The organism is Rhodopseudomonas palustris HaA2, from assembly GCF_000013365.1.
Taxonomy (GTDB): domain Bacteria; phylum Pseudomonadota; class Alphaproteobacteria; order Rhizobiales; family Xanthobacteraceae; genus Rhodopseudomonas; species Rhodopseudomonas palustris_J.
The window spans coordinates 685,586-707,790 of sequence record NC_007778.1 but is presented as its reverse complement, the minus strand read 5'-3'; the positions used below and the strand labels follow the sequence as shown (position 1 = coordinate 707,790).

Below are 22,205 nucleotides of genomic sequence, written 5' to 3'. Positions count from 1 at the left end.
TGGGAAGACTACGGAGGCCGACCCTAGCGAAAGCCCGACTAACAAGACGTAAATTCGACCTTTCAAATCAGAACGGCGCCGGCACATTGGCCTGATACCAGGCGCGGAACTCGGCCAGCGACGGATGCGCCAGGGAGCGGGCCAGATAGGTCCAGATCCGCGGCTGGTGGCGCAGATATTGCGGCTTGCCGTCGCGCCGGTTGAGCCGCGCGAAGGTGCCGAGCAGCCTTGTGTTGCGCTGCGCCGACATCACCGCATAGAGCCGCGCGAAAGCAGCCGGATCGAAGCCCGGTTCGGCGGCGAGCCGGGCCTTGATGTAGCGGCCGAGCAGCGCCAGTTCGAGCGCTTCGGGCACATCGACGCGGGCGTCCTGCAGCAGCGACACCACGTCGTAGGCGGCGGGCCCGAGCACGGTGTCCTGGAAGTCGATCACGCCGACGCGGGCGATGTCGCTGCGCGCGTCGAGCCAGATCAGATTCGGCGAGTGATAGTCGCGCAGCACCCAGGTTCGCGTCTCGCCGGCGATGCCGTCGAGCAAGCGCCGCCACATCGCGACGAATTCGCCGCGCTGCGCGGCGGAGGGCGGGGCGCCGCGGTCCGGCAGGTACCATTCCGGCATCAGCGACACCTCGATCAGCATCGCGTCGGTGTCGAACACCGGGATCGCGTAGTCGCCGTGCGGCAGCGGCAGCGTATCGGGCAGCGACTGGCCGTGCAGCGCCGCCAGCATGTCGGCCGCGGCCTGATAGCGCTCGACGATCGGCACGGGCGGCGAGCCTTCGACGAAGCCCGCGGTGCCGAAATCCTCGGTGATCAGGAATCCGGAATCGAGATCGGCGTGATGGATCTGCGGCGCCGAGACGCCTTGCGCGCGCAGGCCGTTCGCGATCGCGACGAACGGCCGGATGTCTTCCGCGAGGTGCACGGCTGCGCTGTAGCTCTTGCCGGCGTACAAAGCGGGCCCGTCGGGCCGCCGCGGCGCGTTCATCAGGATCAGCGAGGCGCCGTCTTTGACCAGCCGCGCATAGGACCGCGTCGAGGCGTCGCCCGGCATGTGGCGGCGATCGGCGTCAGCATGGCCCGACGTCTCGATGAAACTGCGCAGCGCCGCCAGCCGCTCGACCTGCGCGGCCGCCTTGCCGTGGCCGGTGATCTCGGCGGCGCGCGCCATCGAGCCGAGTGCCGGGCGATGACTGAGCGCGATGTCGATGCGGTCGGGCGGCATCGCGCCGGGCGCGCGCTCCGGCCATTCGATCAGCGCCACCGTGCCGTCCGGCAGCGGCGACAGACCGATCTCCTCGAGTTCGGACGGATCCTCGACGCGATACAGATCGGCGTGCAGGAGCGGGAACGGCGGCAGGTCGTAGCTCTGCACCAGCGTGAAGGTCGGGCTCGGCACTTCGAGCTCATCGTCGCCGGCCAGATAGCGGATCATCGCCCGCGCCGCGGCGGTCTTGCCGGCGCCGAGATCGCCCGACAGCGTGACGACATCGCCCGGGCCGATCAGCAGCGCGATGTCCGCCATCAGCCGCGCCGTCGCCGCCTCGTTGGCGAGCGCGACCGAGAATGTCGCGGGGTCGCTCATTCGGCGGCGTTGCGCTGCGCGCCCGGCTCGATCGGGAATTCGCAGATCACCGAGGTGCCGTGCCCGACCACCGAATCGACCTCGACCTTGCCGCCGTGCAGCTCGACGAAGGAGCGCACCAGCGCCAGGCCGAGCCCCGGGCCGCGATGCCGCGAGCCTTGGGAATCGCTCTCGAACAGATCGAACACCTTGTCCTTCAGCGCCGGCGCGATGCCCGGACCCGCATCGGTCACGGTGAACACCACGTTCGTCCCCTTCTTGCGGACGACCAGCTTCACGGTCGCCTCGTTGGGCGAGAAGCCGATGGCGTTGGCGAGCAGATTGTACAGCACCTGCACGACCCGGCGCTCGTCGCCGACGAACTCGCCGATCGCCGGATCGGTGTCGATGTCGAGCGTGATCTGGTCGCGCGCGAGGCGGTCCTGAATGCCCTCCGCCGCCGCCGCGATGGTGCGGCGGATCTCGATCGGCCCGAGATTGAGCGTCATCGCGCCGGCGTCGATGCTGGCGAGATCGAGGATGTTGTTGATGATCGCCAGCAGCGCGTTGGTCGACGAGGTGATGTAGGCGATGTATTCCGACTGCTTGTCGTTGAGCGGGCCGGTGCTCGGGTCGCCGAGCAGATGCGCGAAGCCGATGATCGTGGTCAGCGGCGAGCGCAGCTCGTAGGAGACGTGGTGGACGAAGTCGATCTTGATGCGATCGGCGGTCTCCAGCGCCTCGTTACGCTCGCGCAAGGCGCGCTCGACATTCTCGGTGTCACTGATGTCCTGGAACGTCAGCATCGTGGCGCCGTCGGGCAGCGGCATGGTCTTGCAGGACAGCACGGTGCCGTCCTTTCGCTCGAGCTTCAGCGCCACCTGTTTGCGGTCGTCGATCCCGGTGATGGCGCCGCGCAGCGCCTGCCAGCTCGCGTCGTCGTCGTAGAGCGGCCGGCACCAGGCCTCGACGGTTTCGATGTGCGGCCGGTCGTTGAGCGCTTCCGGCGACAGGTTCCACATCCGCGTGAACGCCGGGTTGAACAGTTGCGCGCAGCCGTTGCTGCCGAACACCGCGACCGCTTCGCTGAGATTGTCGAGGGTCTCGCGCTGGACGTCGATCAGCCCGCCGTAGCGGCGCTGCAGATCGAGGCTTTCGGTGACGTCGTCGAACAGATAGGTGACGCCGCCTTCCTGATTGGGCGTGGTGACGATGCTGATGGCCCGGCCGTCGGGCAGATACCAGATCGCCTTGTCGGCCTCGACCGCCCGATAGGCCTCGTGCAGCCTGTTCTTCCACTCCCGGAAGTCGCGTTCCTCCGGCAGCTTGCGCGCGGCGCGGAGCCGGTCGAGCACGCTCGAATCGTCCGGATGGCTGTCGAGGAAGGTGCGGTCGAGGTCCCACAGCTTGCGATAGGAATCGTTGTAGAAGGCGAGCCTTCGCTGCGCGTCGAACACCGCGACGCCGGACGACAATTGATCGAGCGTGCGGCGATGCGCCTCCGCCATCCGCACCAGCGCCGCGCCGAGCGCCGCCGCCTCGCTGGAATCCACCGCCATGCCGGCGCTGCCGCCCTTCAGCCGCAACGCGCGGACGTCGAAGTAACGACGCTCGCCGGCGACCACGATCGGCAGCCGCGCGGCGAATTCGGAATCCTCGGCGAGCGCCCGCGCGAGATTGCCGCGATCGGTGCTGTCGAGCAGTTCGAGATTGCGGCCGACCGCATCCGCCGGGCTGCTCGCATCGGCCGCCCGCGCATAGGCGGCATTGGCGAAGTTGAGTTCGCCCGAGGCGCGCCGGGTCCAGATCGGCCAGGGTGCGGCATCGGCGAAGCCGCGCAGCATGTCGGTTTCATCCTGCAGCATCTTGAAGCGGCGCGACATGTCGGCGAGTTCGCGACGGACGCCCGAGAGTTCGCGAATCCGCAGGATCGCCTGGCCGCCGACGGCGCGGCCCATCGCTTCGATCGCGCGTCCGGTCGACGTCGTCAGATGCAGCAGGAAGGCTTCGCCCTTGTCGAGCAGCGCGTCGACGGCGTGATCGATCTGCAGCGCCGGCTCGGGCGGCAGCCAGGTTCCGAACGCGAGCACGCGTTGCGGCTGTCCGCCATGGGCGTCGTTCGGCAGCAGCAGCGCGATGTCGCCGCTGATCTGCGGACGGTCGTCGCCGGCGGACCACGAGATCAGCACTTGCGGCTCGGCGAACAGCAAGGCGCGGAAGCGATCGGACTCGGCCTGCAGCGTCTGCACCTCGGCGCGCAACCGCGCCTCCTGCGCGGCGGCGCGCTGCCGCGTGCGCATCAGCAGGATCGCCGACATCACCGAGAAGCCGAGCACCGACACCGCCATCGCCAGCGTCACCAGCTCGTGGCGGTTGAGATCGACGATGATCCAGGAGGTCAGCGCGGCGAGCGGATCGTCAGCCGCGAAAGCCGGCGACGATGCCGTGACCAGGCCAGCGCCCGCGAGGCCGCGCACCAGCGACGTGCACGACAAGCAGGTCCGACGCATCGACCCCAATACGTCCGACATGGATTGCCCCAAACCATCCGGCGCGATCGCGGATCGCCAGCGTCGTCGCCGAATCGCTGGACATTATCCTGTTCGCGACTCCGCGGGTAAGAGTCCAGACCGTGAACGGCGCCGGCGCGCGGGTCGAAATGAGGAAAGTATATTTTCAGCTGACGAATCCGCGCGTGCTTGACACAAAATCTAGCGGCCGGTCGAGCCGAAGCCTCCTACACCACGCGCGGTTTCCGACAGCGTCTCGACGCTGATCAGTTCGGCGCGGACCACGGGGGCGATGATCATCTGCGCGATGCGCTCGCCGCGGCGGATGGTGAAGGGCTCCTTGCCGTGATTGATCAGCAGCACGCCGATCTCGCCGCGATAGTCGGCGTCGATGGTGCCGGGCGCGTTGAGCACGGTGACGCCGTGCTTGGCGGCGAGGCCCGAACGCGGCCGTACCTGCGCCTCGTAGTTCGGCGGCAGCGCGATGCAGAGACCCGTTGGAACCAGCATGTGGCAGCCCGGGGCCAGCGACAGCGGCGCGTCCGCGGAGTTCGCCGCGCACAGATCGAGACCGGCGGCGTGCGCGGACTGATACGCGGGCAGCGGCAGGCCTTCGGCGTGGGGCAGGCGCTTGATCTCGACGGCGATGGCGGGGCTCATGATTGGTGTACTTCCAGTTCTCGCGCGATTCGCGCGACCAGCGCGGTTGCGACGTCGTCCTTGGTCATCAAAGGCCACGACTCCACATCGACGGTGTCGGCCGATTTCGTCAGCAGATGCACGGTGTTGCGGTCGCCGCCCATGACCCCGCCGGCGGCCGAGACGTCGTTGGCGACGATCCAGTCGCAGCCCTTGCGGGCGAGTTTCGACCTGGCATTGGCGAGCAGATTCTCGGTCTCGGCGGCGAAGCCGATCACCAGCGGCGGGCGGTCGTCGCCGAGCTTCGCGACCGTCGCCAGGATGTCGGGGTTCTCGGTGAGTTGCAGCGGCGGCGGGCCGCCTTCGCCCTTCTTGATCTTCTGACCGCCTTCGCTGGCGACGCGCCAGTCGGCGACGGCGGCGGCGAAGATCGCGATGTCGGCGGGCAGCGCGGCTTCCACCGCATCCAGCATGTCGCGCGCGGACTCCACACGCGTCAGCGTCACGCCGTCGGGGGCGCGTAGATCGACCGGGCCGGAGATCAGCACCACCTCGGCGCCGGCCGCGGCCGCCGCGGCGGCGATGGCGTAGCCCTGCTTGCCGGAGGAGCGGTTGGCGATGTAGCGCACCGGATCGATCGGCTCGTGGGTCGGCCCCGCGGTGATCAGCACGCGCCGGCCGAGCAGCGGACGCGGTGACGGCGGCGCCAGAAGTGCCTGTGCGGCAGCAGCGATTTCAACCGGCTCGGCCATCCGGCCGGTGCCGGCTTCATTGCGCTCGGCCATCTCGCCGGCATTGGGGCCGACCAGGACGATGCCGTCGCGCTTCAACTGATCGACATTGCGGCGGGTCGCGGCGTTGGCCCACATCAGCGGATTCATCGCAGGCGCGAGCAGGACCTGGCGATTAGTCGCCAGCAGGATCGCGGTGGCCAGATCGTCTGCGTGGCCATTCGCGATCTTGGCCATCAGGTCCGCGGTGGCGGGCGCAACCACGATCAGATCGCAATCGCGCGCCAGCCTGATATGGCCGGCATCGAACTCGCTCTGCGGGTCGAACAGATCGGTGTAGCAGCGCTGATGCGACAGCGCGCTCGCGGTGAGCGGCGTGACGAAGTGCTGTGCGGCCTTGGTGAGCACGACGCGAACCTCGGCGCCGCGCTCTTTCAGGCGACGAATCAAATCCATCGCCTTGTAGGCGGCGATGCCGCCGCCGACGATCAGCGTGATGCGGGCGGTCGAAGGGCGGTCGGAGACAAAAGCCGTTTGATTTTCGGGACTTACGTCACCCGGACCGGGCTCGGCGGCGGCGCCGCCGGCTTGCGGCAAACTGGTGGCAAACCCGTGGCGCTGGTGGACCGCGTCGCGCAGGATGACGCGAACCTCATCTTCCATCGAGCGGCCGTTGCCGGCCGCGCGCTGGCGCAGCTCGGCCTTGAGGGCGTCGTCGAGTTTGCGGATCGTCAGGTTGGCCATGGCCGGCAGACTAGCGGATGCAGGCAACGCAAGCAATATACGACCGCGATGCGGTCATCGCAGAGCGCATTCACTGCAGTCATCAAATGCCTGCAATGCCGTCAGAACCGTGACAGCGCGATCAGCACCCCGATGAAGGTCGCGGCGATCACCCACAGCGCGATGGTGCGCCCGCGGGTGCGGCCCCGCTCGTTGCGGCCGATCGCCGCGATGGTCTCGGGCGCGAGGACGAGGCCGTCCTTGGTCATGCCTTCGAGCTGGTTCAGCACGGTGACGGCGCGCGACACGATGGTCGGCAGTCCGCTCAGCGTGTGGCCGAGTTCGCCGGCGCCGCTGAGCACGCCCTCGACCTTGCCGATCGGGCCGAGGTTGCGCTGAATCCATTCGCGTACCACCGGGTCGGCGACCTTCCAGATGTCGAGCTTCGGATCGAAGCTGCGCGCGACGCCTTCGACCACCACCATGGTCTTCTGCAGAAGTATCAACTCCGGCCGGGTCCGCATGTCGAACAGGCCGGTGACCTCGAGCAGCAGCGTCAAGAGCTTCGCCATCGAGATTTCTTCGGCGAGGCGATTGTGGATCGGCTCGCCGATGGCGCGGATGGCTTGCGCGAAATTCTCGACCGAATGATGCGGCGGCACGTAGCCGGCCTCGAAATGCACTTCGGCGACGCGGCGATAGTTGCGGGTGATGAAGCCGAGCAAAATCTCCGCGAGGAAGCGCCGCTCCTTCGGCAGCAGCCGCCCCATGATGCCGAAATCGACCGCAACTAATCGCCCCTCGGTGTCGAGGAACAGATTGCCGGGATGCATGTCGGCGTGGAAGAAGCCGTCGCGCAGCGCGTGGCGCAGGAAGCTCTGGATCACCTTGCGGCCGAGCTCGACGGTGTCGACATTGGCTTCGGCGAGGCGCTTGTGATCGTTCAGCGGGATGCCGTCGATCCACTCCATCGTCAGCACGTTGTGCGTGGTGCGGTCCCAGTCGACGGTGGGGACGCGGAAGTCCGGATCGTCCTTGGTGTTCTCCGCCATCTCGGAGGCGGCGGCGGCTTCCAGCCGCAGATCCATCTCCATCGCGACCGAGCGCGACATCGTGTTGATGACTTCGACCAGTCGCAGCCGCCGCGCCTCGGACGAGTACATCTCGGCCTTCTCGGCGACGAAGAAGAAATCCGACAGGTCGCGCCTGAACCGCGCCGACACGTTGGGCCGCAGCACCTTCACCGCGACCTGCTTGTGCACGCCGCCGACCTCGACGACGCCGCGATGCACCTGCGCGATCGAGGCGGCGGCGACCGGCGGCGACAGGCTGACGAAGGCCTGCGCGATCGGCCGCTCCAGCGACGCCGCGATCACCGCCTCGGCCTCGTCCTGCGCGAACGGCGGCAGCCGGTCCTGCAGCGCTTCGAGATCGCGCGCCATCGCCACGCCGACCACGTCGGGGCGCGTCGCCAGGAACTGGCCGAGCTTGAGATAGGCCGGGCCGAGCCGGGTCAGCGCGCGCGACAGCCGCGCGCCGGATTTGGCGCCGGGCCGCTCGATCAGCCGCGCGAGGCGCACCGGCAATTGGCCGGCCGGCGGAATCAGCGACGGATCGACCACGCCGAACACGCCCTCGCGCGCGAACACGAAGGCGGCGCGGGCGAGCCGCGCCACATGAGTGAGTGCTGCGATCACAAACGCCAGCCCGAATGCAGCGCGACGATGCCGCCGGACAACACCTGCCAGTTGACGCGCGCGAAGCCGGCCTCGCGCATCATCTCGCCGAAATCGGCGGGCTTGGGAAATTTGCGGATCGATTCGACCAGATATTGATAGCTCTCGGCGTCGCCGGTGACGACGCGGCCAATCTGCGGGATCACCTTGAACGAGAACAGGTCGTAGATCTTGGCGAGGCCCGGCACGTCGACGCTGGAGAATTCGAGGCACAGGAAGCGGCTGCCGGGCTTCAGCACCCGATGGGCTTCCTTCAGCGCCAGATCGATCCGCGGCACGTTGCGGATGCCGAAGGCGATCGTATAGGCGTCGTAGCTCTTGTCGGGGAACTGCAGCGCCTCGGCATTGCCCTCGACGAATTCGACCTGGCCGTCGAGATGGCGCTCGACGGCGCGCTGGCGGCCGACCTCGAGCATGTCGGTGTTGATGTCGCAGACGGTGGCCTGGAAGCCCGCGCCGGACGCCTTCGCCGCGCGAAACGAGATGTCGCCGGTGCCGCCGGCGACGTCGAGCAGGCGGAACGGCTGGTCGTCGCGCGGCGGGTTCAAGGTCGTGATCATCACGTCCTTCCACAACCGATGCATGCCGCCCGACATCAGGTCGTTCATCAGGTCGTAGCGGCTGGCGACGCTGTGGAACACGTCGTTGACCAGCGTCTGCTTGTCCTGCAGCGGAACGTCGCGATAGCCGAAATGCGTGGTCTGGCCCGGCTCGGTCATGCCTTCAACTCCTGCATACGGACGGTTCTCCAGGGCGCGATGCCGCCCGGAACACGAAATGCCGCTCCGCGGCGGACCATATAGCGCGCCGGGGCGGCAGGCGCTATCACCTGAATGCCTTATGGGACCCCAGCATGCCTGAACTGCCCGAAGTCGAAACCGTCCGCCTCGGGCTGCAGCCGGCCATGGAGGGATTCCGGATCGACCGCGCGATGGCGAACCGCTGCGATCTGCGGTTTCCGTTTCAACCCGACTTCGCCGCGCGGCTGACCGGGCAGACCATCACCGGGCTGGGGCGCCGCGCCAAATATCTGTTGGCCGATCTGTCGAGCGGCGACGTGCTGCTGATGCATCTCGGCATGTCGGGCTCGTTCCGGGTGGTGAACGGCGCCGGCGACGCGACGCCGGGCGAGTTTCACCATCCGCGCAGCGAGGACCGCACCCACGATCACGTCGTGTTCGAGATGTCGAGCGGCGCGCGGGTGATCTTCAACGACCCGCGGCGATTCGGCTTCATGAAGATCTTTGCGCGCGCCGCGATCGACGACGAGCCGCATCTCAAGGGGCTCGGGCCCGAGCCATTGGGCAACGCCTTCGACGCCGCGATGCTGGCGCGGGCCTGCGCCGGCAAGCAGACCAGCCTGAAGGCGGCGCTGCTCGACCAGCGCGTCGTCGCCGGGCTCGGCAACATTTATGTCTGCGAGGCGCTGTGGCGCGCGCATCTGTCGCCGAAGAGGAAGGCGTCGACGCTGGCCGACCGCAAAGGCGCGCCGACCGATCGCGCCGTGCGGCTGGTGGATGCAATCCGCGCCGTGCTCGGCGACGCCATCAAGGCCGGCGGCTCGTCACTGCGCGACCACCGCCAGACCTCCGGCGAACTCGGTTACTTCCAGCATTCCTTCGCGGTGTACGACCGCGAAGGCGAGCGCTGCCGCACGCCGGGATGCAATGGGACGGTGAAGCGGCTGGTGCAGAACGGGCGGTCGACGTTCTGGTGTTCGGGTTGCCAGACGTAGGTGCGGCGAAGGCGCCGGCGCCGTGCTCGGCTCGCCCTCACCCCAACCCTCTCCCGCAAGCGGGAGAGGGGGCTCGCCGTGCGCGGGGTAAGGCCCTGCATCAAACACCAATAGCGATCGAGATCATTCTCATAAGTCGCCCCGCGATGCGGCCGGACTCTCTCTCCCGCTTGCGGGAGAGGGGTGGGGTGAGGGCGACGCGGGCACGGCGCCGGTGATAGTTGTTACTTCCGCACGCAGATCACGCGCACGACGCTGGCCTTGGCGTCGGCGGGCGCGTCGGTGGCGGGCTTGATGGCGTTGCTCACGAGAAACTTACGCACCGTCTCGGCATCCACCAGCGCCGCTTGCGGCGCGACGGCGCCGTTGGTTGCGCCGGCGACGACCGACGGGCGCAGCAGCGCGAGGCCGGCGAAACGGCCGTCGGCGTCACGCGCCGGGGCGCCGGAGAAGCCGAGGCCGGGCGCGGGTGCCAGCGCGAGACCGCCATTGCTGCCGACCGGTGTGACGCCGGCCTTGCTGACGCTGACCGCCGAACCACCGCCCTGATTCTGCGGATCAGCGATGCCGACGACATCGACCGACGCTTTCGCCGCGCCGCTGCCGAGCGCCAGCGGCTTCAGGCCGCGCGCGCCATAGATCCGCAGCAGCGCCAGATCATGCGCCTTGTCGGTGGCGGCGAGGTCGGCATTGCCGTGTGCTGCGATTTGTCCTGCGATCACGATCGACTGGCAGGCCTCGACCGCGTCGCGATCGGCCAGGATGGCGCCGTCGTCGCTGACGATGGTGCCGGTCGAGTACTCGACCTTTTTGCGTGGCGGCGGACCGGCCAGGGCGCCCGAGGGGAACGGATTGAACGCGCTCGACATCGCGACCACCACCGGCTCCATCGTGCCCTCGGTGGCCTGATCGTACAGGATGGTGAGAATGCGGACCTCGGAATCCTTGAAGGCGCCGCGCATGTAGAACTTCTTCAGACCCTGGGTGCCCGACAGCACGAAGAAATCCGGTTTGATCGCGCTGTAGCCGACCTTGCGGCCCGGCTCCTTCTTCTCCTGATCGGCGAGTTTCGCGATGGTGATTCCGGCCTCCTTGCGCCGCGCCAGCACGATCTGGATGGTGCCGGTCGACGACGCCCATTTGCTGCCATTGGCGTCGGAGGTCTGCTGCGGCACCAGCTTGGCCGGAATCCCGAGCCGCGCGCCGGTGACCATATCGCTGATCAGCTTCCAGCCGACATTGCCCTGCAGTTTTCGCGCGGCCTCGGTGAGCTGGGCGCGCTCCTGCGGATTGAGCACGCCGGTCTGCTTGCCGCCGTGATTCTTCTGGAACGCCTTGATGGCCGTGACCATGCGCTCGGACGGCTCGCCATTGATGACGCCGTTGTAGTCGCCGGTCCAGGCGAGATCCGACTGGATCGCCTGGCGCTCGGCGGGCGTCATCGCCTGCGCGGTCTCGGCCGGGGTCTGCAGCGCCGGGCGAACCGGCGTGGTCGCCACCGGCTTCGGCTTGACGGCGGGCACGGCACCGGACGGCGGCGCGGTCTGCGCCGCGGCGAGGCCGGTGGCGCTCGCGATCATCAAGGTTGCGGCCAGCATCGTTCTCATGACAATTCCGCCTTGTGTCGCGCGTCGGTTGAGTCCGGCGCAGATAACCATAGATGCTTGGTCGGAAACAATCGCCGCCGGGTTCGATGTTCGGGGCCGGCCTCCTGCCATGAGTCGTCATCCTGAGGCGCGCGCCGATCTTCGGCGCGCCTCGAAGGATGCGGCGACGGAGCACGTGGCCCATCCTTCGAGACGCCCCGGCTTCGCCCTGTCGGGCTTCGCCGCGGCTCCTCAGGATGACGAGGTGGGCGCGGAAACGAAGACGACGACAGACGTTGAAGGACACCACCCGACCATGCTGAGCGCCGAGGAACTCGAACGCTATGCCCGCCATATCGTGCTGCGCGAGGTCGGCGGGCCGGGGCAGGCGGCGCTGCGGCGCGCGCGGGTGCTGGTGGTCGGCGCCGGCGGGCTCGGCGCGCCGGTGCTGATGTATCTGGCCGCCGCCGGCGTCGGCACGCTGCACATCGTCGACGACGATGTGGTGTCGCTGTCGAATTTGCAGCGCCAGGTGATCCACGCCACGCCGGATGTCGGCGCTCGCAAGGTCGACAGCGCGGCGGCGCGAATTCATGCGCTCAATCCGCATGTGCAGGTGGTGCCGCATCCGACGCATCTCACCTCCGCGAATGCGCTGGGGCTGATCGGCGATTGCGACCTGGTGCTCGACGGCTCGGACAATTTCGCCACGCGCTATCTGGTGTCGGACGCCTGCTTCATCGCAAAGAAGCCGCTGATCACCGCGGCGCTCGGCCAATTCGACGGCTCGCTGACCACGATCCGGGCGCATGAGAAAAATGCGCAGGGCGAGCCCAACCCGACCTATCGCTGCCTGTTTCCGGAAGCGCCGCCGCCCGGCACGGTGCCGGCCTGCGAGGAGGCCGGCGTGATGGGCGCGCTCGCCGGCCTGCTCGGCTCGATGATGGCGCTGGAGGCGATCCGCGAAATCGTCGGCTTCGGCGAGGGGCTGGTCGGGCGGCTGCTGATGATCGACGCCCGCGCGATGCGATTCGAGACGCTGCGCTATGCGCGCGATCCGGCCAATCCGCTGAACGGGGATATGGCGCGCATCGTCGATCTCAGCGCGCATTGAGGGGACGGTATTGCGGACTCACTGCCCGCGTCGCCCTCACCCCAGCCCTCTCCCGCAGGCGGGAGAGGGAGTCCGGCCGCATGCGGTTCGAATGGTTTTGTTCAGTCTCAAACTCAGCAACGCGCACGGCGAGCCCCCTCGCCCGCTTGCGGGAGAGGGTTGGGGTGAGGGCTCGCGGGCACGGCGGTGGAGTCGAGCGCGGCTACAGCATCCCCGGCAGCACGCGATCCGGCGGCTTGTGGTTGTCGAGGAAGGTGCGGATGTTGATGATCACCTTCTCGCCCATCTCGACGCGGCCTTCGATCGTCGCCGAGCCCATATGCGGCAGCAGCACCACCTTGCCGTGCTTGGCGAGGCGCACCAGCTTCGGATTGACCGCGGGCTCGTGCTCGTAGACGTCGAGGCCGGCGCCGGCGATGTCGCCGCTCTCGATCAGCCGGGTCAGCGTCTCCTCGTCGATCACCTCGCCGCGCGCGGTGTTGACGATGAAGGCGTCCTTGCGGACCAGCTTCAGACGGCGCGCCGACAAGAGATGGAAGGTCGCGGGCGTGTGCGGACAGTTCACCGAGATGATGTCCATCCGCGCCAGCATCTGGTCGAGCGAATCCCAATAGGTCGCGCCGAGTTCGTCGGCGATCCGCGGCGCCACCGGCTTGCGGTTGTGATAATGGATCTGCAGCCCGAAGGCGCGGGCGCGGCGCGCCACCGCCTGGCCGATCCGGCCCATGCCGATGATGCCGAGGCGCTTGCCGCCGAGACGGCGGCCGAGCATCCAGGTCGGCGACCAGCCGGGCCATTCGCCGCCGTCGGTGAGCAATGCGGCGCCTTCGATCAGCCGGCGCGGCACCGCGAGAATCAGCGCCATCGTCATGTCGGCGGTGTCTTCGGTGAGCACCTTCGGCGTGTTGGTGACGGTGATGCCGCGGGCATGGGCGGCGGCGACGTCGATATTGTCGATGCCGTTGCCGAAATTCGCGATCAGCCGCAGCTTGCAGTCGGGCTGATTCAACATCTCGCTGGTGATCGAATCGGTGACGGTCGGCACCAGCACGTCGGCGGTGCGCGCGGCGTCGGCGAGCTGCTCGGCCGACATCGGCGCGTCGTCGAGATTGAGCCGCGCGTCGAACAGTTCACGCATCCGGGTTTCGATCGAGTCCGGAAGCTTGCGGGTGACGACGACCAGAGGCTTTTTCTTCACCGACATTCAACCGCTCTCTGACGAGTCTGGCGAGACTGTTTAGTCCGCATTAACCCAGCTGTTCGACACTCCCGCTGCAGCGCGACCGCAGGGGGCCAAGTCGGCCAAGTCTGTTTGGCCAAGTCCCTTCCGATCGGTCCCTTCACCACCTTGGGGTTACCGGATGCCTTGCGGCCTTCTCTAGCAGAAGACCGCGCCAAGACAAGGACCCCGGGAAACGGACCCCGGGACAGGGACCTTTGGGGCTTCATCGAAGCGGCCGCGCACATCATTCGAGTGGAGAGCGTGTCGATGAAGCTGACGAAACCGATCGCAGGATTGTTGTTCGCAGGTGCGATGGTAGGTGTGGCGGCGCCGTCATTCGCTGCGAAGGATTCGCCGCTGTCGACCAGCGGCCTGCCGGTGCCGCGCTACGTCAGTCTCAAGTCGGATCACGTCAACGTCCGGATCGGCCCGACCAAGGACAACGACGTCGCCTGGGTCTACACCCGCGCCGGGCTGCCGGTGGAGATCACCGCCGAGTTCGAGAACTGGCGGCGGGTGCGCGATTCGGAAGGCGCCGAGGGCTGGGTGTATCACTCGCTGCTGTCCGGCCGCCGCACCGCGGTGATCACCATGAAGGACAAGGACGAGCTGGCGACGCTGTATGAGAGCGCCTCGACCGACAGCGCGGTGGCGGCGCGGCTGCAGGCCGGCGTGGTGGCGCAGATCAAGCGCTGCGACGCGGTCTGGTGCCGGATCGCCGGCCAGGGTTTCGACGGCTGGATCGAGAAGCAGCGGCTGTGGGGCGTCTACGCCGACGAGCAGGTGAAGTGAGCTGATTGTCGCGCGAGGCTGCGACTCGCGTCGCCCTCACCCCACCCCTCTCCCGCAAGCGGGAGAGGGAGCGGGCTGCGACTCGCGGCGACCTCACCCCGGCCCTCTCCCGCAAGCGGGAGAGGGAGCAGGCTGCGACTCGCGGCGACCTCCACACGCGGCAACGCGCACGGCGCGCTCCCTCTCCCGCTCTTGCGGGGGAGGGTTGGGGTGGGGGCGCGACGGGGGCGGAGTCGGCGGCTCGGAACGGCGGGCGTCTGCCTAAAACGCAGGCACGGCGCCATGCGCCGCTGCCGACCCCTACGAAGTCACGAGGACGTCACAATCTCTTCTGGAATAGCTCGAAACAGACCGCTCAGGACTTCTTGCGCAGCCGGACCACGACGTCGACGCGGGCGATTTCGTAGCCGTCCGGGACTTCCGGGGTCGACCGCAGCGCGACGTGCTGATCCGGAATGTCGATCAGCTCGTGGTTGTTCTCGAGATAGAAGTGCTGGTGCGCCGAGACGTTGGTGTCGAAATAGGTCTTGGTGCCGTCGACGCTGACCTGACGCAGCAGGCCGACATCGGTGAGCTGGTTGAGCGTGTTGTAGACCGTCGCCAGCGACACCGGGACCTTGGCCTGGCTGGCCTCTTCGTACAGCATTTCCGCGGTGAGATGGCGGTCGCCCTTGCTGAACAGCAGCCAGCCCAGCGCCATGCGTTGACGGGTCGGACGCAGGCCGACCGACTGCAGCATCTCGTTGACGTCATGCCAAGGGCAACCATTGAGGTGAGGCTCGACAGCATGCGCCGAGGTCACATGGTCCTCTCTCGAATATGTCGCACGATCACCGATATCCACGTCCGCAATCCTCTATGTTCGATCTTTTGACTATAGGAAGCATTCCAATAGCGTGCAAGCGCCTCGCAACTAGAACCCCTCGGACGTTTGACTTAAGGAGGAATACGGAGGTGCCGCTTTGACCGGTCATGTGCCTATGTTAGACACCGCCGCGCACCCGCCGTTGCACAAGGAACGGGCGGGCGCCGACCGTTCGATCGCGGGGGCTGGAGCAGCCCTGTCGCGGCCGGAGTCCGGGAAACTGAAGAGGCAGAGCTGCATGCAGGACCGTCGTTCCAGCTACGATTACGAAGACTTGCTGGCCTGCGGCCGCGGCGAACTGTTCGGCGCCGGCAACGCGCAATTGCCGCTGCCGCCGATGCTGATGTTCGACCGCATCACCGAGATCAACGACAGCGGCGGCGAGCACGGCAAGGGGCTGATCCGCGCCGAGCTGGATGTGAACCCGGACCTGTGGTTCTTCGCCTGCCACTTCAAGGGCGATCCGGTGATGCCGGGCTGTCTCGGGCTGGATGCGATGTGGCAGCTGGTCGGCTTCTTTCTCGGCTGGTCCGGCGGCCTCGGCCCCGGCCGCGCGCTCGGCCTCGGCGAGCTGAAATTTTCCGGCCAGGTTCAGCCGAACATCAAGAAGGTCGTGTACAACATCGACGTCAAGCGGGTGATGCGGTCGAAACTGTGGCTCGGCATCGCCGACGGAACCATGGCGGCCGACGGCGAGATTTTCTATCGCGCCAAGGATCTGAAAGTCGGTCTGTTCAGGCAGGACGCCGCAGTTCAGCCTGCCGTCTAGGCTAAGCACCGAAATCCGTTCGAGCCGTCCCGGTTCGACCAACGACAAGCAATGAACGAGGCGAGCATGAGACGGGTTGTTGTCACGGGGATGGGGATCGTCTCATCGATCGGAAACAACACACAGGAGGTGCTGGCGAGTCTGCACGACGCCAAGTCGGGCATCACCCGCGCCGAGAAGCACGCCGAGCTGGGGTTCCGCTCGCAGGTCCAGGGCCTGCCGTCGCTGAATCCGGCCGACGTGGTGGATCGCCGCGCGATGCGGTTCCTCGGCGAGGGCGCGGCGTGGAACCACGTCGCGATGGAACAGGCGCTGGCCGATTCCGGGCTGGAGGAGAAAGACATCTCCAATCCGCGCACCGGCATCGTGATGGGCTCCGGCGGCCCGTCGGCGCGCACCATCGTCGAGGCCGCCGACACCACGCGGACCAAGGGCCCGAAGCGCGTCGGCCCGTTCGCGGTGCCGAAGGCGATGAGCTCGACCGCGTCGGCGACGCTCGCCACCTGGTTCAAGATCAAGGGCGTCAACTACTCGATCTCGTCGGCCTGCGCGACCTCCAACCACTGCATCGGCAACGCCTACGAGCTGATCCAGTGGGGCAAGCAGGACGTGGTGTTCGCCGGCGGCTGCGAGGAACTCGACTGGTCGCTGTCGGTGCTGTTCGACGCGATGGGGGCGATGAGCTCCAAGTACAACGACACCCCGGCCACCGCGTCGCGCCCCTACGACGTGTCGCGCGACGGCTTCGTGATCGCCGGCGGCGCCGGCGTGCTGGTGCTGGAAGAGCTGGAACACGCCAAGGCGCGCGGCGCCAAGATCTACGGCGAGATCATCGGCTACGGCGCCACCTCGGACGGCTACGACATGGTGGCGCCCTCGGGCGAAGGCGCCGAGCGCTGCATGCAGATGGCGCTCGCCACCACCGGCGGCATCAAGATCGACTACATCAACCCGCACGCGACCTCGACGCCGGCCGGCGACCCGCCGGAACTGCAGGCGCTCCGCAACGTGTTCGGCGTCGGCGACAAATGCCCGCCGATTTCCGCCACCAAGGCGCTGACCGGGCATTCGCTCGGCGCCACCGGCGTGCAGGAGGCGATCTATTCGCTGTTGATGATGCAGAACGGCTTCATCTGCGAGAGCGCCAACATCACCGAGCTCGACCCGGCCTTCGCCGACATGCCGATCGTGCGCAAGCGGATCGACAACGCCCAGCTCGGCGCGGTGCTGTCGAATTCGTTCGGCTTCGGCGGCACCAATGCGACGCTGGTGTTCAAGCGGCTGGACGCGTGATTATTTAACCTCTCCCCGCCCTGCGCGGGGAGAGGTCGACCTTGGCGCGCCAGCGCGAAGGTCGGGTGAGGGGCCGGGCACTGCCCTCACCTCGCCAGCAGCAGTCGCGGGCCGGAGAGCCCCTCACCCCAACCCTCTCCCCGCAAGAGCGGGGCGAGGGAGCAAGCCCAATGCGCGGCGGAGCCAGAGAACCACATGCAATCACTGATGCAGGGCAAGCGCGGCCTGATCATGGGCGTCGCCAACAATCATTCGCTCGCCTGGGGGATCGCCAAGACGCTGTCGGCGCACGGCGCCGAGCTGGCCTTCACCTATCAGGGCGAGGCGCTCGGCAAGCGGGTCAAGCCGCTGGCGCAGTCGCTGAACGCCGAGCTGGTGCTGCCCTGCGACGTCGAGGACATCGCCAGCGTCGATTCGGTGTTCGCGACGCTGAACGAGAAGTGGGGCGGGCTCGATTTCATCGTCCACGCCATCGGCTTCTCCGACAAGAACGAGCTGAAGGGCCGCTACGCCGACACCACGCGCGAAAATTTCTCGCGCACCATGGTGATCTCCTGCTTCTCCTTCACCGAGATCGCCAAGCGCGCCGCCGAGCTGATGCCGGAGAGCGGCGGCACCATGATCACGCTGACCTATGGCGGCGCCACCCGGGTGATGCCGAACTACAATGTGATGGGCGTGGCCAAGGCGGCGCTGGAAGCCAGCGTGCGCTACCTCGCGTCCGACTACGGCCCGCGCAACATCCGCATCAATGCGATCTCGGCCGGTCCGGTGCGGACGCTGGCCGGCGCCGGCATCGCGGATGCGCGGATGATGTTCAACTACCAGCTCCGCCACGCGCCGCTGCGCCGCACGGTGTCGATCGAGGACGTCGGCGGTTCGGCGCTGTATCTGTTGTCGGGGCTGTCCAACGGCGTCACCGGCGAAGTGCACTTCGTCGATTCCGGCTACAACATCATCTCGATGCCGCACCCCGAGGCGCTGAAGACCGTCGACGAAGCCGAAACCGCCGCCGAACAACGCGCCGCGAAGGGCGAGTAGCGCCGGCGCTGCCACGCCCCATCCGTCATCCTGAGGAGCGCGCCCTTGCGCGCCTCGAAGGATGAAGCGACGGGTGCAAGCGGCCCATCCTTCGAGGCTCGCTGCGCTCGCACCTCAAGATGACGGCGGATGAGTTGCGGCGCCGATCGAAAGCAGACGCGACGAGTCCGCGTAGGCACGGCGCTGCGCGCCTTTGCCCACCTTACGCAACTCGTCATTGGCGCCGTGCTCGGCTCACCCTCACCCCAGCCCTCTCCCGCAAGCGGGAGAGGGAGTCCGGCGGCGGTCGGGGTGGGGCCACACCTCTGCTTCTGACGTTGATGAGTTAGGCGACGCGGCGCAACGGCCGCGGCGCGCGCCCTCTCCCGCTTGCGGGAGAGGGCGGGGGTGAGGGCGCCGCGGGCACGGCGTTAGTTCGATACCCACCCACGCAAAAAGGGCGGCCCGGAGGCCGCCCTTTCGCGTCTTGATATCAGCTTCGCTTACTTCGCGACGATGTCGAAGCGGTCGGCGTTCATCACCTTGGTCCAGGCGGCGACGAAGTCGCGGGCGAACTTCGGCTGGGCGTCGGACTGGGCGTAGACTTCGGCGAGCGCGCGCAGCTGCGAGTGCGAGCCGAAGATCAGGTCGACGCGGGTGCCGGTCCAGCGCAGTTCGCCGGTCTTGCGATCGCGCCCCTCATAGACGACTTCGGTGGTGGCCGAGGGCGACCAGGCGGTCTTCATGTCGAGCAGGTTGACGAAGAAGTCGTTGGTCAGCTTCTCCGGCCGCTCGGTGAACACGCCGTGGGTGGTGTGGCCGACATTGCCGCCGAGCACGCGCAGCCCGCCGAGCAGCGCCGTCATTTCCGGCGCCGTCAGGTTGAGCAGTTGCGCGCGATCGACCAGCGATTCTTCCGGCGACATGTACTGCTTGCGCTTGCCGATGAAGTTGCGGAAGCCGTCGGCGCGCGGCTCCAGCACCTTGAACGAGTCGGCGTCGGTCTGCTCTTCCAGCGCGTCCATCCGGCCCGGGGTGAACGGCACCTGGATGTCGGTGCCGGCGTCCTTCGCCGCCTTCTCGACGGCGGCGCAGCCGCCGAGCACGATCAGATCGGCGAGCGAGACCTTCTTGCCGTCGGTCTGCGCGCCGTTGAACTCCTTCTGAATCGCTTCGAGCTTGCTCAGCACCTGGGCGAGATCGGACGGCTGGTTGACCTCCCAATCCTTCTGCGGGGCGAAGCGGATGCGCGCGCCATTGGCGCCGCCGCGCTTGTCGGAGTGGCGATAGGTCGAGGCCGAGGCGAACGCCGCGGAGACCAGCTGCGACACCGACAGGCCGGAGCCGAGGATCTTCGCCTTGAGAGCGGCGATGTCCTTGTCGCCGACCAGCTCGTGATCGACCGGCGGGATCGGATCCTGCCAGATCAGGTCTTCCTTCGGCACCAGCTTGCCGCGATAGCGCACCTTCGGGCCCATGTCGCGATGGGTCAGCTTGAACCAGGCGCGGGCGAAGGCGTCGGCGAACTGATCCGGGTTCTCGAGGAAGCGCCGCGAGATCTTCTCGTAGGCCGGGTCGAAGCGCAGCGACAGGTCGGTGGTCAGCATCGTCGGCAGGCGCTTCTTGGTCGGATCGAACGGATCCGGAATATTCGCCTCGGCGCCCTTGGCCTTCCACTGCTTGGCGCCGGCGGGGCTCTTGTCGAGCTCCCATTCGAAGCCGAACAGGTTTTCGAAGAAGTGGTTGCTCCACTGCGTCGGGGTCTGGGTCCAGATCACTTCCGGGCCGCCGGTGATGGCGTCGGCGCCGAAGCCGGTGCCGAAGCTGCTCTTCCAGCCGAGCCCCTGATCCTCCAGCGCGCCGCCTTCGGGCTCCGCGCCGATCAGCGACGGATCGCCGGCGCCGTGGGTCTTGCCGAAGGTGTGGCCGCCGGCGATCAGCGCCACGGTCTCTTCGTCGTTCATCGCCATGCGGGCGAAGGTCTCGCGGATGTCCTTGGCGGCGGCGACCGGGTCGGGATTGCCGTTCGGGCCTTCCGGGTTGACGTAGATCAGGCCCATCTGCACGGCGCCGAGCGGGTCGGAGAGTTCGCGCTCGCCGCTGTAGCGCTCGTCGCCGAGCCAGCTGCCTTCAGGACCCCAGAACAGCTCCTCGGGCTCCCAGGTGTCGGCGCGGCCGCCGGCGAAGCCGAAGGTCTTGAAGCCCATCGATTCCAGCGCGACGTTGCCGGTCAGCACGTAGAGGTCGGCCCACGAGATCTTGTTGCCGTATTTCTGCTTGATCGGCCACAGCAGCCGGCGCGCCTTGTCGAGGTTGGCGTTGTCCGGCCACGAATTCAGCGGCGCGAAGCGCTGCTGGCCGGCGCCGGCGCCGCCGCGGCCGTCGGTGGTGCGATAGGTGCCGGCCGAATGCCAGGCCATGCGGACCATCAGGCCGCCATAGTGGCCGAAATCCGCCGGCCACCAGTCCTGCGAATCGGTCATCAGCGCGTGCAGATCCTTGATCACCGCGTCGAGATCGAGGCTCTCGAATTCACGGGCGTAATCGAAGCCCTTGCCCATCGGATCGGACAGCGTCGAATTGCGATGCAGCAGGCTGATGTCGAGATGCTCCGGCCACCAGTCGCTGTTCCGGCGCCCGCGCCCGCCGCCATGCGGGAACGGGCATTTGCCGCCGTCCTTGTCGTCCGTCTTTGCGTCCATTGTTGCTCTCCGTCGTCGCCTGCCAGTGTGGTCGCGTCGTTCGAACGCGTGATGACAGTGTGGGTGTTGGGCCAGGAATGCCGCGGACGCGGGGGGCCGTCCGCGGCATCTCGTCCTGGGGTGATGCTGTTGTGTTGGCCGTCGGCTGTCCGCTGGATCAGCGTCGCCCGGCCCGCGCAGACTGGATCAGTTCTACGATCAGGTCCAGTCGAATTGATTTTGGATACCGATCAGATTATCTGATCGTCTATGGTGACGCTCCGTCAGCTCCGCTACCTCTCCGCCCTCGCCCGCTTCGGCCATTTCGGCCGGGCGGCGGAAGCCTGCGCCGTGACCCAGCCGGCGCTGTCGATGCAGATCGCCGATCTGGAGCGCACGCTCGGGGTCAAGGTTGTCGAACGCCGGCCCGGCGAGGTGTTCCTGACCGAGATCGGCCGCGAGATCGCCCGCCGCGGCGAGGACCTGCTGACGGCGTCGCGCGATCTGGTGGATTTCGCCCGCCACCGCGCCCAGCCGCTGACCGGCCGGCTGACGCTCGGGGTGATTCCGTCGCTGGCGCCGTATCTGCTGCCGAAGCTGCTGCCGCTGCTGCAGCAGCGCTACCCCGAATTGCGGCTGGAGCTGCGCGAGAGCCAGACCCGGCAATTGGTCACCGAGGTCGGCAGCGGCGCACTCGACGCCGCCCTGCTGGCGCTGCCCGCCGGCAACCGCGAGCTCGATGCGATCACGCTGTTCGACGACGAATTCCTGCTGGCGGTGCCGGCCGACGACCCGCGGCCCGAGACCGCGACGGTGGCGGTCGACGAGATCGACCAGTCGCGGCTGATCCTGCTCGAAGACGGCCACTGCCTGCGCGACCAGGCGCTGGCGTTCTGCGCCACCGCGCGCAACCGCGCCATCGCCATCGGCGGCACCAGCACCACCACGTTCGGCGCCTCCAGCCTCACCACGGTGATCCAGATGGTCGCCGGCGGCTACGGCGTGACGCTGATTCCGCAGATCGCCGCCGAGATCGAGCGCCGCGACACCAGGGTGAAATTCCTGCGGCTGCGGCGGCCGCAGCCCGGCCGCACCATCGGCCTGGCGTTCCGCAAGACCTCGCCGCGCCGCCAGGACTTCGAAGCGCTGGGCGAGGTGGTGCGGGAGGGAGTGGGCGGCCGCAGCAGCATGGCGCAGCCGGCAGCCTGATCGCGATACGGCGAGC

At 67.7% G+C, this 22,205-nt stretch carries 17 protein-coding genes; 7 read left to right on the top strand and 10 right to left on the bottom strand.

Annotation, left to right across the window (positions count from 1 at the left end):
* Positions 1 to 67: 67 nt before the first annotated feature.
* The 6 genes from RPB_RS03180 to ubiE form a co-directional block, all read right to left on the bottom strand.
* Positions 68 to 1,585 (bottom strand): bifunctional tRNA (adenosine(37)-N6)-threonylcarbamoyltransferase complex ATPase subunit type 1 TsaE/phosphotransferase, encoded by a 1,518-nt coding sequence (locus RPB_RS03180; RefSeq protein WP_011439526.1) that lies wholly within the window; start codon positions 1,583 to 1,585, stop codon positions 68 to 70.
* On the bottom strand, positions 1,582 to 4,095 hold the full coding sequence (locus tag RPB_RS03175; RefSeq protein WP_011439525.1) for a sensor histidine kinase: 2,514 nt from the start codon (positions 4,093 to 4,095) through the stop codon (positions 1,582 to 1,584). Before RPB_RS03175 ends, RPB_RS03180 begins: the two co-directional genes overlap by 4 nt.
* 180 nt (positions 4,096 to 4,275) lie before the next feature.
* On the bottom strand, positions 4,276 to 4,734 hold the full coding sequence (gene dut, locus RPB_RS03170; RefSeq protein WP_011439524.1) for a dUTP diphosphatase: 459 nt from the start codon (positions 4,732 to 4,734) through the stop codon (positions 4,276 to 4,278).
* On the bottom strand, positions 4,731 to 6,188 hold the full coding sequence (gene coaBC / locus RPB_RS03165) for a bifunctional phosphopantothenoylcysteine decarboxylase/phosphopantothenate--cysteine ligase CoaBC (RefSeq protein ID WP_011439523.1): 1,458 nt from the start codon (positions 6,186 to 6,188) through the stop codon (positions 4,731 to 4,733). Before coaBC ends, dut begins: the two co-directional genes overlap by 4 nt.
* 101 nt (positions 6,189 to 6,289) lie before the next feature.
* Positions 6,290 to 7,864: a 2-polyprenylphenol 6-hydroxylase gene (ubiB, locus tag RPB_RS03160; RefSeq protein WP_011439522.1), complete on the bottom strand. Its 1,575-nt coding sequence runs from the start codon at positions 7,862 to 7,864 to the stop codon at positions 6,290 to 6,292.
* Complete coding sequence (gene ubiE / locus RPB_RS03155; RefSeq protein ID WP_011439521.1) at positions 7,861 to 8,622, bottom strand: bifunctional demethylmenaquinone methyltransferase/2-methoxy-6-polyprenyl-1,4-benzoquinol methylase UbiE; 762 nt, start codon at positions 8,620 to 8,622, stop codon at positions 7,861 to 7,863. Before ubiE ends, ubiB begins: the two co-directional genes overlap by 4 nt.
* Before the next feature lie 134 nt (positions 8,623 to 8,756).
* Between ubiE and mutM the strand changes: the two genes are divergently transcribed.
* Positions 8,757 to 9,638, top strand: coding sequence for a bifunctional DNA-formamidopyrimidine glycosylase/DNA-(apurinic or apyrimidinic site) lyase (gene mutM / locus RPB_RS03150; RefSeq protein ID WP_011439520.1), 882 nt, complete (start codon positions 8,757 to 8,759; stop codon positions 9,636 to 9,638).
* A gap of 224 nt (positions 9,639 to 9,862) precedes the next feature.
* Here mutM and RPB_RS03145 read toward each other — a convergent pair whose 3' ends face one another.
* Positions 9,863 to 11,245, bottom strand: a complete 1,383-nt coding sequence (locus tag RPB_RS03145; protein WP_011439519.1) for a serine protease — start codon at positions 11,243 to 11,245, stop codon at positions 9,863 to 9,865.
* Positions 11,246 to 11,540: 295 nt separating this feature from the next.
* Between RPB_RS03145 and RPB_RS03140 the strand changes: the two genes are divergently transcribed.
* Positions 11,541 to 12,338, top strand: coding sequence for a HesA/MoeB/ThiF family protein (locus tag RPB_RS03140; protein WP_011439518.1), 798 nt, complete (start codon positions 11,541 to 11,543; stop codon positions 12,336 to 12,338).
* Positions 12,339 to 12,540: 202 nt separating this feature from the next.
* On the opposite strand, the gene RPB_RS03135 is transcribed toward RPB_RS03140, so the two are convergent.
* Complete coding sequence (locus RPB_RS03135; RefSeq protein ID WP_011439517.1) at positions 12,541 to 13,542, bottom strand: 2-hydroxyacid dehydrogenase; 1,002 nt, start codon at positions 13,540 to 13,542, stop codon at positions 12,541 to 12,543.
* Between the two features lie 330 nt (positions 13,543 to 13,872).
* On the opposite strand from RPB_RS03135, the gene RPB_RS03130 reads away from it, so the two are divergent.
* Positions 13,873 to 14,352 carry an SH3 domain-containing protein gene (locus RPB_RS03130; protein WP_433993733.1) on the top strand — a complete coding sequence of 160 codons (480 nt, stop codon included), beginning with the start codon at positions 13,873 to 13,875 and terminating at the stop codon, positions 14,350 to 14,352.
* Positions 14,353 to 14,707: 355 nt separating this feature from the next.
* On the opposite strand, the gene irrA is transcribed toward RPB_RS03130, so the two are convergent.
* Entirely contained in the window at positions 14,708 to 15,190 is a 483-nt protein-coding gene (irrA, locus tag RPB_RS03125; protein WP_433993732.1) for an iron response transcriptional regulator IrrA, read from the bottom strand.
* Positions 15,191 to 15,455: 265 nt separating this feature from the next.
* Between irrA and fabA the strand changes: the two genes are divergently transcribed.
* The 3 genes from fabA to fabI all read left to right on the top strand — a co-directional run bounded on the left by fabA (position 15,456) and on the right by fabI (position 18,320).
* On the top strand, positions 15,456 to 15,986 hold the full coding sequence (fabA, locus tag RPB_RS03120; protein ID WP_011439514.1) for a 3-hydroxyacyl-[acyl-carrier-protein] dehydratase FabA: 531 nt from the start codon (positions 15,456 to 15,458) through the stop codon (positions 15,984 to 15,986).
* Positions 15,987 to 16,052: 66 nt separating this feature from the next.
* Positions 16,053 to 17,279 carry a beta-ketoacyl-ACP synthase I gene (gene fabB, locus RPB_RS03115; RefSeq protein WP_011439513.1) on the top strand — a complete coding sequence of 409 codons (1,227 nt, stop codon included), beginning with the start codon at positions 16,053 to 16,055 and terminating at the stop codon, positions 17,277 to 17,279.
* Positions 17,280 to 17,474: 195 nt separating this feature from the next.
* On the top strand, positions 17,475 to 18,320 hold the full coding sequence (fabI, locus tag RPB_RS03105) for an enoyl-ACP reductase FabI (protein WP_011439512.1): 846 nt from the start codon (positions 17,475 to 17,477) through the stop codon (positions 18,318 to 18,320).
* A 482-nt stretch (positions 18,321 to 18,802) separates the two neighbouring features.
* Here the strand turns inward: fabI and katG are convergent, their stop codons facing one another.
* Entirely contained in the window at positions 18,803 to 21,001 is a 2,199-nt protein-coding gene (gene katG, locus RPB_RS03100; protein WP_011439511.1) for a catalase/peroxidase HPI, read from the bottom strand.
* A gap of 249 nt (positions 21,002 to 21,250) precedes the next feature.
* Between katG and RPB_RS03095 the strand changes: the two genes are divergently transcribed.
* Positions 21,251 to 22,189 (top strand): LysR substrate-binding domain-containing protein, encoded by a 939-nt coding sequence (locus RPB_RS03095; RefSeq protein ID WP_011439510.1) that lies wholly within the window; start codon positions 21,251 to 21,253, stop codon positions 22,187 to 22,189.
* Positions 22,190 to 22,205: the final 16 nt, after the last annotated feature.